12 protein-coding genes and 3 pseudogenes are annotated in these 12,751 nt (G+C 49.6%); all 15 read left to right on the top strand.

The window, feature by feature from the left end; all coding sequences use genetic code 11:
• Nucleotides 1-18 precede the first annotated feature (18 nt).
• A pseudogene (gene hepT / locus CW734_RS10710) lies at nt 19-993 on the top strand (heptaprenyl diphosphate synthase component II).
• 100 nt (nt 994-1,093) lie between these two features.
• A pseudogene (ndk, locus tag CW734_RS10705) lies at nt 1,094-1,519 on the top strand (nucleoside-diphosphate kinase).
• A 230-nt stretch (nt 1,520-1,749) separates the two neighbouring features.
• Entirely contained in the window at nt 1,750-2,922 is a 1,173-nt protein-coding gene (gene aroC, locus CW734_RS10700; protein WP_101190452.1) for a chorismate synthase, read from the top strand.
• Between the two features lie 3 nt (nt 2,923-2,925).
• Nucleotides 2,926-3,999 (top strand): 3-dehydroquinate synthase, encoded by a 1,074-nt coding sequence (gene aroB / locus CW734_RS10695; protein ID WP_101190451.1) that lies wholly within the window; start codon nt 2,926-2,928, stop codon nt 3,997-3,999.
• Nucleotides 3,999-4,382 (top strand): chorismate mutase, encoded by a 384-nt coding sequence (aroH, locus tag CW734_RS10690; protein ID WP_068869297.1) that lies wholly within the window; start codon nt 3,999-4,001, stop codon nt 4,380-4,382. Before aroB ends, aroH begins: the two co-directional genes overlap by 1 nt.
• Nucleotides 4,379-5,467 carry a prephenate dehydrogenase gene (locus tag CW734_RS10685; RefSeq protein ID WP_101190450.1) on the top strand — a complete coding sequence of 363 codons (1,089 nt, stop codon included), beginning with the start codon at nt 4,379-4,381 and terminating at the stop codon, nt 5,465-5,467. Before aroH ends, CW734_RS10685 begins: the two co-directional genes overlap by 4 nt.
• A 14-nt stretch (nt 5,468-5,481) precedes the next feature.
• Entirely contained in the window at nt 5,482-6,765 is a 1,284-nt protein-coding gene (aroA, locus tag CW734_RS10680) for a 3-phosphoshikimate 1-carboxyvinyltransferase (RefSeq protein ID WP_101190449.1), read from the top strand.
• A gap of 84 nt (nt 6,766-6,849) precedes the next feature.
• Complete coding sequence (locus tag CW734_RS10675; RefSeq protein WP_232787029.1) at nt 6,850-7,998, top strand: tetratricopeptide repeat protein; 1,149 nt, start codon at nt 6,850-6,852, stop codon at nt 7,996-7,998.
• Between the two features lie 116 nt (nt 7,999-8,114).
• Nucleotides 8,115-8,674, top strand: a pseudogene (locus CW734_RS10670) (ReoY family proteolytic degradation factor).
• 4 nt (nt 8,675-8,678) lie between these two features.
• A complete protein-coding gene (locus CW734_RS10665; protein WP_101190448.1) occupies nt 8,679-9,131 on the top strand; it encodes a YpiF family protein in 453 nt (150 codons plus the stop codon).
• A 140-nt stretch (nt 9,132-9,271) separates the two neighbouring features.
• Nucleotides 9,272-9,775 carry a QcrA and Rieske domain-containing protein gene (locus tag CW734_RS10660; RefSeq protein WP_068869291.1) on the top strand — a complete coding sequence of 168 codons (504 nt, stop codon included), beginning with the start codon at nt 9,272-9,274 and terminating at the stop codon, nt 9,773-9,775.
• 21 nt (nt 9,776-9,796) lie between these two features.
• Nucleotides 9,797-10,471: a menaquinol-cytochrome c reductase cytochrome b subunit gene (qcrB, locus tag CW734_RS10655; RefSeq protein ID WP_058380570.1), complete on the top strand. Its 675-nt coding sequence runs from the start codon at nt 9,797-9,799 to the stop codon at nt 10,469-10,471.
• A gap of 36 nt (nt 10,472-10,507) precedes the next feature.
• Nucleotides 10,508-11,290, top strand: a complete 783-nt coding sequence (locus CW734_RS10650; RefSeq protein WP_101190447.1) for a menaquinol-cytochrome c reductase cytochrome b/c subunit — start codon at nt 10,508-10,510, stop codon at nt 11,288-11,290.
• Nucleotides 11,291-11,350: 60 nt separating this feature from the next.
• On the top strand, nt 11,351-11,959 hold the full coding sequence (locus CW734_RS10645; RefSeq protein WP_101190446.1) for a lipoprotein heptaprenylglyceryl N-acetyltransferase LhaT: 609 nt from the start codon (nt 11,351-11,353) through the stop codon (nt 11,957-11,959).
• Between the two features lie 63 nt (nt 11,960-12,022).
• A complete protein-coding gene (locus CW734_RS10640) occupies nt 12,023-12,706 on the top strand; it encodes a zinc metallopeptidase (RefSeq protein ID WP_101190445.1) in 684 nt (227 codons plus the stop codon).
• Nucleotides 12,707-12,751 lie beyond the last annotated feature (45 nt).

Here is a 12,751-nt window from a genome sequence, read left to right as displayed (position 1 = left end):
GCGGGAGAAGGTTATTAAGTGGAAAAGATGAAGTTGAAATTGCTCTATTCCGACCTAAAACCGGAGCTGGAACTGATCGAAAAAGAATTGGAACAGGCAGTGGATTCCGAATCCCTTCTATTAAATGATGCTTCTCTTCATTTATTGCAGGCCGGAGGAAAAAGGATCCGCCCTGTTTTTGTTTTGCTTGCCGGGAAATTCGGGGATTATGATATCGAATTGCTGAAGCGTGTCGCTGTGCCTTTGGAACTTATACATATGGCGTCTTTGGTCCACGATGATGTCATAGATGATTCGGAGATCCGCAGAGGGCGCCCGACTGTTAAATCGGAATGGAATAATAGCGTGGCGATGTATACCGGGGATTTTATTCTGGCGAGAGCGCTAGAGCGGATCACGGAAATCGAATCGCCAAGAATCCATGATATCCTGTCGAAGACATTGATTGAAGTCTGCCGAGGGGAAATTATTCAAATCGAAGATAAATACAGACTCGACCAAAGCTTGCGGGATTATTTGCGGCGCATCAAGCGCAAAACCGCGTTATTGATTTCTTCCAGCTGTGAGTTGGGGGCATTGGTGTCAGGAACTGATGAAAAAACTGCAGCGCATTTGCGCCGTTTCGGTTATTTCATCGGCATGTCGTTCCAAATCATCGATGATATCCTTGACTTCACAGCCAGCGACCAGGAATTGGGCAAACCGGCCGGCAGCGATTTTATCCAAGCCAATGATCACTTTGCCGATTTTATACGCGCGGCGGAATCCGCAGATCTATCAGATGCTCCGCGAGAATTTGAACCAGGACATTTCCGATGAAAACGCCTGGAAATCGTCCGCACGATTCGTACAAGCAGCGCGGTCGATGAAACAAAGCGGATGAGTGAGCGTTATTTGGAGAAGGCACTGAAAGAACTGGACTATTTGCCAAAAGGTCCTGCGATGAAAACGATGCGCAAAATTGCGTTCTTCATCGGCAAGCGAAAGTTTTAGTTTCCAGTTGACAAATGATCGGACAATGATAGTATTTTTAAGGTGGGCAAAGTGCCCGAGCTTTTAACAGAGGAGTGTTCTATAATGGAAAAACATTTTGATGGTAAAACCTGATGGTGTCCAACGCAATGTCATCGGTGAAATCGTTTCCCGTTTTGAGAAAAAGGCTATCATTTGGCAGGCGCTAAATTGATGCAAATCCCGACTGAGCTTGCTGAACAGCATTATGGCGAGCACAAAGAGCGCCCATTCTTCGGCGAACTTGTAGACTTCATCACTTCTGGACCAGTTTTCGCAATGGTTTGGGAAGGCGAAAACGTCATCTTGACTGCGCGTCAAATGATGGGAGCTACTAACCCGAAAGATGCAGCTCCAGGAACAATCCGCGGCGACTTCGCAGTCACTGTCGGCAAAACATGATCCACGGTTCCGATTCAGCTGAAAGCGCTGAGCGCGAAATCGGCTTGTTCTTCAAAGAAGAAGAATTGGTATCTTACGAAAAACAATGAACAGCTGGGTCAACTGATCCAACTATTGAAAATGCGGCCGCGCAATCGGCCGCATTTTTATTTTAGGAGCGAATGGGGCAACAGGAAGCGCACGAGAGAATCGAAAAATGAAAGCGGTTTCTTTTGCTGGCGCGGGTTTATTGCTATTCGAATGTTTAGTTTTCTTCATATTTAGGATAGAATTGAACAAATGCCATATGGTATAGTGATATTTAAATACTTTAGCACGTTGAAGGAGAAAGCGTACATGCGTTACTTAACAGCAGGAGAATCTCACGGTCCACAATTGACCGCCATTATTGAAGGGTTGCCAGCGCAATTGCCTTTGACGGCGGAAATGATCAATAAAGAGTTGAAACGGCGCCAGGGAGGCCATGGCCGCGGCCGCCGCATGCAAATCGAGACAGATACGGTGGAGATCGTTTCAGGCGTCCGCCACGGAAAGACTCTAGGCTCTCCTGTCGCATTGGTCGTCAAAAATGATGACTGGAAGCATTGGACGAATGTCATGGGCATCGAACCGATTGAAGAAACTGATGAAGTGAAACGTCAATTGACACGCCCGCGTCCAGGGCATGCTGATTTGAACGGCGGCATGAAATATGGCCATCGTGACCTGCGGAACGTATTGGAACGTTCTTCTGCACGTGAAACGACCGTGCGCGTGGCGGTCGGCGCAGTAGCCAAGCAGCTTCTCGCTGAACTCGGCGTCAAGATCGTTTCGCACGTAACAGAAATCGGCGGCATTAAAGTCGACCCGACAAGCTATATCGGTAAATCCGCAGATGAGATCCGTGCGATTGTCGAAGAGGATGCCGTCTATTGCGCAGACTCTTCAAAAACAAAAGAAATGACCGATTTGATCGATGCGACGAAGAAAAACGGCGACTCGATCGGCGGTACTGTAGAAGTTATCGTGGAAGGCATGCCAGCCGGAATCGGCAGCTATGTGCATTATGACCGCAAACTGGATGCTAAAATCGCAGCTTCTGTCATGAGCATCAACGCATTCAAAGGGGTGGAGTTCGGCCTTGGATTCGAAATGGCGCGCCGCCCGGGCAGCGAAGTTCATGATGAAATCATTTGGAGTGAAGAAGCGGGTTATACCCGCAGCACGAACAACCTCGGAGGCTTTGAGGGTGGAATGACGACGGGCATGCCGATCATCGTGCGCGGCGTTATGAAGCCGATCCCAACGCTCTATAAGCCTTTGAAGAGCGTTGACATCGAAACGAAAGAGCCGTTCCAGGCAAGCATCGAACGCTCAGACAGCTGTGCGGTTCCGGCAGCGTCGATCGTGGCGGAACACGTCGTCGCTTTTGAAGCGGCAAATGCATTGCTTGAACAATTCGACGCGGACCAATTGCCGCGGCTGAAAGAAAACATCGAAAGCTATAAAGCCTATACAAAGGAGTTTTAATCCATGAGGGAGTTGCGGGTCGAGACTGAACATCCATACACGGTGCATATCGGACAAGGGGCGGTCAAGCTGCTGGCAAAGCACTATCGTGATGTGCTCGCTGCAGCCGACCAAGTTGTCGTAATCGCAGACAGCCAAGTGGCTGAACTGCATTTGCCGCAGCTGCTCGGGGCGCTTGAGGATTTTCAGCCGAAAGTTTTCCGCGTACCAGCAGGTGAAGGAGCGAAATCAGCCGAAAGTTTTATGGATTGCCATAGCTTTTTGCTTTCGGAGAATTGCTCGCGAAATACGGTCATTCTCGCTTTTGGGGGAGGCGCAGTCGGGGATCTGGCTGGCTTTGTCGCATCGACTTTCATGCGGGGAGTGCCTTTTATCCAAGTGCCGACAACGATCTTGGCCCATGATAGCGCTGTGGGGGGCAAAACCGCCATCAACCATCCGCTCGGCAAGAACATGATCGGTACCTTCTATCAGCCGCGTGCGGTCATTTACGATGGCGACTTTCTCCAGACCTTGCCTGAAAATGAAATCCGTTCTGGAATGGCAGAAGTGATCAAGCATGCGTTCATTTCGAATGAAGGCTGGCTGGATGAACTGATGGCGTATCAAGATTTCAGCACGATGTCCGGACAGGAACTCGAAGGGCATCTGGAAAAAGGGATCGCCGTCAAATCGGCGATTGTTGAAGAAGATGAGTTTGAAGGCGGTGTCCGCAAATTCCTCAATTTCGGCCATACGCTGGCCCATGCCATCGAAGCGCATTTGGGTTATGGCAAACTGACGCATGGAGAAGCTGTCGTACTCGGCATGGCCTATGCACTTGAATTGTCCGAAAGCCCTGAGTTGCCACGTTTCTTGAACTGGGCGAAAGTGAACGGTTATCCAATTACGCTATTGGTTAATATGCCATTCGATGAATTATTGCTTTATATGAAAAAAGATAAAAAATCGACCGCTGCCGCATTGAACTTCGTTTTGCTTGGCGCAGTGGGCCGGCCGTATATTGAAACGATTCCAGAACAACGAGCACAAGCGGCTTACGATAAGCTGAGAATAACGATCAAGGAGATGATCTGATGATTCGAGGAGTCAGAGGCGCCATCACCATCACAAAAGATGAAGCGCCCGAAATTTTGGAGCAAACGCGTCGCCTGGTCTTGGAAATGGCCAAAGAAAACGGCATCGAACCGGATGAAGTGGCTTCGGTCATCGTATCGACGACGACGGATATTTCTGCAGCTTTTCCTGCAAAAGCCGTGCGCACTATCGAAGGCTGGACTTATGTGCCGGTCATGTGTACGCATGAAATGGATGTGCCCGGCAGCATGCCGCTATGCATTCGCGTGATGATGCACGTCAACACGAAACTTGCACAGGATAAAATCCAGCATATCTATATGAATGATGCTGTAAAACTGCGTCCCGATCTATCCCAAAAAAGCCAGGTGAGCCAAGCGTGAAAACAGAAGTCCTCATTATCGGCCTCGGATTGATTGGCGGGTCTTTAGCAAAAGCATTGCAGCGCAATGAAGATGTTCATGTATCGGGCTATGATGCGGACGCATTGACTGCCAGAAAAGCTTTCAAAATGGGCATCATCCAAAGCTCGCCGCCTTCTCTCGAGCAGGCAGCCGCTGCGGCTGATGTCATCGTTTTTGCCACACCGGTCGGGGCAACTGTCAAATTAATGGAACGAAGCAAATACTGGGATTTAAAAGAAGATGTCATTTTGACAGATACCGGCAGCACCAAAGTCCAAATTATGGAAGCTGCAGCAAAGCTGGCGCATACCTTTATCGGAGGGCATCCGATGGCCGGTTCCCATAAAAGTGGTGTCGAAGCAGCTAAAGAGGTGCTCTTTGAAAATGCCTTCTACATTTTGACGCCCGGCAAGGATACGGCTGAGGAAGACGTTGAGAAACTGGTTGGGCTATTGTCGGTCACCAAAGCAAAGATCAAAGTGCTCGAAGCGAAAGAACACGATCATATGACGGCGATCGTCAGCCATTTCCCCCATTTGATCGCTGCTGCTCTGGTCCATCAGCTCGATCGTGAAGAGCAATTTCCGTTCGCGCGGCAGCTCGCAGCGGGCGGTTTCCGCGACACGACGCGAATCGCTTCGGCGAATCCGGATATGTGGCGTGACATCACGACGCAAAACAATGAGATGATTGTCGAACAGCTGGACCACTGGATGGACCAGATGACGCATTTGCGAGAGATCCTTCAGAAGAACGAGCCCGAACCGATTCACCGCTTTTTCGCGAAAGCGAAGGAGACGCGTGATGAACTGCCGGTTGCAGGGCACGGTGCCATGTATTCTGTATTTGATTTGTATATCGATATCCCCGACGTGCCGGGGATCATCTCGGAAATGACGGGCTATCTGGCGGAAGCCGGCATCAGCATCGTCAATTTGAGGATTTTGGAGACGCGTGAAGATGTCTTCGGGATTCTTGTCCTTAGTTTCCAGACGGCGGAAGACCGGGAAAATGCACAACGCGTTTTTTCCGAACGGACCGCTTATGATACGTATATCTCCTGAAAGGAATGAAATTCATGTCCAAAACGATCAGTTACGCAAAACCTGCGCTAACGGGCAGCGTTCAAGTGCCTGGGGATAAGTCCATCTCACACCGGGCCATCATGTTCGGTGCGCTGGCACAAGGAACGACGACCATCGAAGGTTTTCTGATGGGAGATGACTGCCTGAGCACCATCAGCTGTTTTCGATCGCTCGGAATCAATATCCAAATAGACGGCGAACACGTGACGGTGACAAGCGGTGGCAGGAAAGCCTGGAAAGAACCGGATGTCGTATTGGATACCGGAAATTCAGGCACGACGACGCGCTTGATGCTCGGCTTGCTCGCGGGCACTGATTTCCATTCGGTCATGGCAGGGGATGAATCCATTGCACGCCGCCCGATGAAGCGCATCGTTGAACCGCTGCGTTTGATGGGAGCGGATATCCGCGGGCGCGCCAATGGCCATTTCACCCCGCTCGCCGTCCAAGGAACAGCTCTTCAGGCAATCGACTATACGATGCCTGTCGCAAGCGCGCAAGTGAAGTCAGCGGTGCTGCTTGCGGGATTATCGGCGCAAGGGACCACCACTGTCCATGAACCGGTGCCGTCTCGCGACCATACGGAAATCATGCTGAAGCATTTCGGTGCGGACATCTCACGAGACGGCGATGTCATTTCGTTGAACGGCGGACAGGAACTGCATGCTGCGCATGTCCAAGTGCCTGGGGATATTTCATCCGCTGCTTTTATGATCGGTGCGGCGCTCATTGCTGAAGGCAGCGAAATCCAATTAACAAACGTTGGCGTTAACCCGACGCGTACGGGCTTGCTTGATGTGTTCGAAGCCATGGGCGCGGACATCCAAGCAAGCGGCCATGCATCCGAAGGGGAAGAAGCCGCTGATTTGACGGTCCGCAGCACTCTCTTGACGGGGACGGAAATCGGCGGGGATGTCATTCCAAGATTGATTGACGAAATTCCGTTGATTGCCCTAGTGGCGACACAAGCGCAAGGCAAGACGGTCATCCGCGATGCGGAAGAATTGCGCGTCAAAGAAACCGACCGCATACAGGCAGTCGTTACCGAGTTGAAAAAACTCGGCGCCGATATCGAAGCGACAGAGGATGGAATGGTCATACAGGGCCCGACGCCGTTGACTGGCGCAGCGATGCATAGCTACGGCGATCACCGCCTCGGCATGATGGCCGCAGTCGCTGCATTAATCGCAGACGGCCCTGTGACGATTGACGACCCGGGCTGCATTTCGATCTCATACCCGAACTTTTTTGAACATCTGGATAAGCTGACACAATAACTCTCCTCCGGGGGAGTTTTTATTATGCTAGGATGATGGTTTCGTGTACGATAACTATATAACAGCAAGGAATAGGTGATGCAAATGGCAACTTTACAAAATATCCAAGAAGCGGTGCAAGCCGGAGACACGGCTGCACTTGATACATTGCTCGAACAATATTTGCTGAAAGGCGATCCCGATGAACAATATGCGGTCATGGAATGGCTGCAGGAGATCGGCTTTATCGAAGAAGCACTGCGCGTGGTGGAGCATCTACAATATATGTTTCCGGAAGAGGCGCAATTGCGCGTCGACCGTTCCAAGCTGCTGATTGATGCCGACCGTGAAGATGAGGCGCTCAATGAGCTGATGGCCATACCGAAAGACGATGAATTATATCCTCAGGCACTTGTCACATTAGCGGACCTGTTTCAGCTGCAGGGGCTTCTCGAGGCAGCGGAACTGCGGCTGGACGAAGCGATCGGCCTGATGCCCGACGAACCGCTCTTGCAACAGGCAAAAGCGGAACTTTTGCTCGACTCCGGGCGCTACCTGGAATCGGCACGGATCTATCAGGAACTGGAAAGCCGCAATGTCAAGATCGAAGGGGTCAACTTGAGTGAACGCTTGGCAGAAGTCTATAGCGCCGGGGCGGCTTACGAAGAAGCCTTGCCTTATTATGAGCGTGCGCTGGAAGACGAAGCGCAGCCCGACGTATTATTCGGTGCTGCATTTGCCGCTTTCCAGACGAAACAATATGAATTGTCGGTGAAGCGGCTGGACGAACTTTTGGATGCCGACCCCGATTACTTCTCTGCCTATTTATTGAAAGCGCAATGCTTCAATATGATGGAAGACTACAAGCGTGCCTACGATGCCATCAAAGAAGGGTTGGCACGTGATGAGTTCGACAAGGAATTGTATTTGTTTGCAGGAAAACTCGCGCTGAAACTTGGCAAAGGGGAGGGAGGAGTCGAAATGCTCCGCCAGGCGATTGCCCTCGATCCCGAATACATGGAAGCCCTTTATGCGTTGATATCTTATTTCCATACAGAAGAGCGGGACGAAGAATTGCTTGAGCTCGCCTCGATGGCTGTCGAAAGCGGCAATGACTGGCATGCACTGTATCCGATGATCGCGAAAGCGTATGACCGGACAGAACAATTCAGCAAAGCTCTGGAGTATTACGAAAAGCCTATCCGGCATTTTCCGACGACCCCAGAATTCCTCGAATCCTACGCCTTATTTTAGTGGAGGAAGGAAACGCGACCGCGCTCTCGAAATAATCAAACAGCTTCAAGCGCTGGAGCCGGAAAACCCGCAATGGTTCGATTGGCTGCAATCGTTTGAATGAAAGGGGAGACGATATGACTGCATCCGTTTCTGTAGGCGAGAAAAACAATTTGTCCGCTGGTTCCTCGGGTCTTATAAGATGAAAAGACGTGAATGCATTTGGATCCTCAACTATTTGCTGAGCAATGATGAATTGCTGGAAAACACATTTTGTCGAAGAAGCGCATTATTGTCCCCGCGCCATGGTCATGTCGACAACTGAATCGAAAGAAATCCCGTTTCAGTTCTATAAAGGCAAGCTGATGACCGCCGATGCTGAAAATCTTTCCACGATCTCAGGCTTCATCCCGATGAGCCTTTATATGTACAATTGAATTTCCCGAGCATTCCGCCTGCGCCGCTTTATCTGGCGGTGCTGGAAGAAAATCCCCATATGCCGAGAGGGGCATCGGTCAGTGAACAGGACCGCCTGCTTGCAGAAAAGGTATTGAATGATAGTTTGTCGTCCTACCAGGAAGAAACGATCCTCAATAAAATTGACGAAGCACTGGACGCAGGAGATAAAGAGCGATTCTATGAACTGTCTGCCTTGCTGTCCGTAGTGAAATCGGCCAAAAAAATGGAGAGTGACTGAATACATGCATTTCAACAGCAAAGACATCGATTTATATGTAAGCCAAAAAGATTATGTCGATACCGCGGTCGTGCCGCTGATCGAATTGGACTTGACCGTTTCGGGCATGAAGGCGAGCGCCGGGGCTTCTGAATATTTGCAATCCTTAACTGTTATTCTGGAAAAGCAATTCAAAGGGCGGATTCTTTTGCTTCCGCCTATTTCTTATGTCCGGGCAGCAGACCGAACAGAGCTTGGCGAACAATTGAAAAAAGAGCTGTCGGAAACAGGGTTTAAGCACATTTTCTACTTGACGACTGACCCGAAATGGCGCTCTGTTGAAGAACTTGACAATGTTCTATGGCTGCCTGCCATCCCTACTGGGGATATGGACCAATCTTTCAAGAAATCGGTCATGGAAGACCAGTTGCGGCAAGTGCTGCCGCTGTTTACCAAAGAATGGACACATCATTCATGAAATGTTCACAAACTGTTCCATTAGACTGAATGCGATATTGACCTTAAGTTTTGATTGATATATCATTAGGTTGTCCTAGTAATTATATTTGAATGAGTATGTCCATTGGACTGACCTTGAATGTTAGAGGGGGGAAAAGAATGAGTAATAATCGTGTATCACGACGCCAATTTTTAGGTTACACACTGACTGGTGTAGGTGGTTTCATGGCAGCAGGCATGTTAATGCCGATGGTGCGTTTTGCAGTCGATCCAGTGTTGCAGCAACATGACGCCGGAGATTATGTTTTGACTGACCAAGCTGTCGCCGATATCACAGAGGAGCCTGTACGTGTCGACTTTACATTTGAACAAGTGGACGCATGGTATACATCTGAAGTCACGAATTCTGCATGGGTTTACAAAGAAGGCGATAAACTAATCGCACTTTCACCTGTCTGCAAACACTTGGGATGCACAGTCAACTGGGGCGGAGACCCAGAACAGCCAACACAGTTCTTCTGCCCGTGCCACGCTGGACGCTATGAGAAAAACGGCCAGAACATTCCAGGTACGCCGCCGCTCGGACCTCTTGATGAGTACGACGTTCAAGAGCAGGATGGTTTTGTAGCCATCGGACAAGTAAAACCAAATACTTTAGTTTAATAGTTAGGGGGTACGACACCAGTGCTAAACAAGTTATATGATTGGGTAGACGAGCGATTGGACATCACGCCGATCTGGCGCGATATTGCAGACCATGAAGTACCGGAACACGTTAACCCCGCACACCACTTTTCAGCATTTGTCTATTGTTTCGGAGGACTGACGTTCTTTATCACAGTCATCCAGATCCTGTCTGGCATGTTCCTTACCATGTATTACGTGCCGGATATTGAAAATGCTTGGCAGTCGGTTTATTATCTCCAGAATGAAGTCGCTTTTGGGGAAATCGTGCGTGGGATGCACCACTGGGGAGCTTCTTTAGTAGTTGTTATGATTTTCCTTCATACGCTGCGCGTATTCTTCACAGGGTCTTATAAGAAACCTCGTGAGCTCAACTGGGTAGTCGGCGTTATGCTATTTGGCGTAATCCTCGGCCTATCTTTCACAGGTTACTTGCTTCCATGGGATATGAAAGCATTGTTTGCAACAAAAGTTGGGATTGAAATTGCAGCTTCTGTACCGGTGATCGGCGAAACGATCAAAATTTTGCTTGCAGGGGATTCAACGATTCTCGGCGCACAAACTTTGACACGCTTCTTCGCGATCCACGTCTTCTTCTTGCCTGCTGCTTTGCTTGGGTTGCTCGCAGCACACTTTATCATGATCAGAAGACAAGGTATTTCAGGACCATTGTAATTCATCCTTGACCAAGGATTTTAAGGAGGGGACACTATGCACCGCGGAAAAGGGATGAAATTTGTAGGAGATTCACGTGTTCCGAGCAAGGAGTTTCGGAAACCGAATATCCCGAAAGATTACTCCGAATATCCTGGCAAAACAGAAGCCTTCTGGCCGAACTTCCTTCTAAAAGAATGGATGATCGGTGCTGTCTTCCTGATTGGCTATCTGCTCTTGACTGTCGCCCACCCTTCGCCTCTTGAAGGCCAGGCTGATCCGACAGACACGGCATATATTCCATTGCCAGACTGGTATTTCTTGTTCTTATATCAATTATTGAAATATGAATTCGCGTCCGGCCCATTCAACATCGTCGGCGCAATCATCATGCCGGGCCTTGCGTTCGGTGCCTTGATGCTTGCTCCGTTCCTTGACCGTGGACCGGAACGCCGTCCGTCAAAACGCCCATTGCCGACAGGCTTTATGCTTTTGGCGGTCGCATCCATCGTCTTCTTGACTTGGGAATCCGTAGCCAACCATGACTGGGAAGCAGCGGCTCGCCAAGGGGAAATCACGGAAGAAGTTGAAATCGATACAGCGGACCCTGGATATGAAATCTACTCTGCTTCTGCATGTATCAGCTGCCACGGCGACAACTTGGAAGGGGCAGTCGGGCCGAGCTTGATCGGAACCGGCTTGTCACCTGAAGAAATCGCTGAAATCGCTGTAAATGGTATCGAAGATGGAGGCACTCAATTGATGCCGCCATCATGGGATGGATCAGATGAAGACCTTCAAGTCATGACAGAGTTTATCTCCGGGCTTGAAGCTGAATAAACTTACAGAAAAAGAGCCGGGAAACCGGCTCTTTTTTTCTGCACAGGAAAGGACGATTGGATGGTGGGATTCATAGCAAAAATCTCTGCATGGCTGATGTTCCGTCCATTTTTGATATTGCTGTTCTTCGTCAATCTAGGAGGCACGATTTACGGATACATTTGGTATGGCTGGCAATTGCGCATCACCGAACCGATATTTCTCATATTCGTGCCGGATAGCCCAACGGCCAGCCTGTTTTTCACGGTAGTGCTCGGCTTATGGATCATCGGCAAGCATAGCCCGCTGATTGAAGCGCTCGCTTTTGTCACCTTGATCAAATATGGTTTATGGGCAGTCGTCATGAATCTTTTGACGCTCCTTCAAACCGGATCGATCGGCTGGCTGGGGTGGATGCTCGTCGCTTCCCATTTTGCCATGGCGCTTCAAGCGGTGCTGTATTTCGAGCATTACCGCTTCGGCTATATTTCCGTTGCACTCACCGCTATTTGGACTTTACATAACGATGTCATCGATTATGTGTTCGGGCAGATGCCGATCTATTCGAGCTTGAGCGAATTCAGTGCAGAAATCGGCTATTTCACTTTCTGGCTGTCGATTGCCTGCATCGCGTTTGCCTGGTTCACGGCGTCACAGAACCGCCATCTAGAACCGCGGCGTATTAGTTGACCGAAAGTCAGAAAAACAAGTAAAATAGACGTATAGAAACAAAAAGAGAGGTTGATCAATAAAATGGGATTGGGCGGCTATTTGATTTATTTTATCGTCTTGTTGATTGTGCCGATTTGGGCTCAAATGAAATTGAAAAGCACGTATAAGAAATATTCCAAAGTCCGGTCGACTTCCGGGCATACAGGGGCCGAAGTGGCTCGCATCATTCTCGACCAAAATGGCTTGAACAATGTCAAAGTCGTCGAAAGCCGCGGCATGCTTAGCGACCATTACAACCCGATGACCAAAACGGTTGCGCTCAGCAGCCATAACTACCATGAGCCATCGGTAGCCGGCACTGCTGTCGCAGCGCACGAAGTGGGGCACGCGATCCAGGATGCGACGGATTATTCGTTCTTGCGCTTCCGCCACCGCCTTGTGCCAATGGTCAATATTTCATCGAATATGTCTTGGGTGTTCATCATGATCGGCTTGTTCGCACAGATGAGCGGCGCCTTGTTGATCGGTATCGCGCTTCTAGCGGTAGGTGTGTTGTTCCAATTGGTCACTTTGCCGGTAGAGTTTAACGCTTCGAACCGCGCGATGGACCAGCTGTTGTCGCATAACATCATCCGCAACGATGAAGAGAGACATGCGAAAAAAGTATTGAACGCCGCGGCGATGACTTATGTAGCAGCTACTGCAGTTGCAGTGATCGAACTTGCTCGTCTGATCTTGATCTACACAAGCATGGACCGTTCATAATAAAACGAAACGGGCGGGAAAAGCATTTGCTTTTCCTGCCCGTTT

Source organism: Planococcus sp. MB-3u-03, assembly GCF_002833405.1.
GTDB lineage: Bacteria > Bacillota > Bacilli > Bacillales_A > Planococcaceae > Planococcus.
The sequence above is the reverse complement of the archived record's forward strand: the minus strand, read 5'-3'. Positions and strand labels throughout refer to the sequence as shown.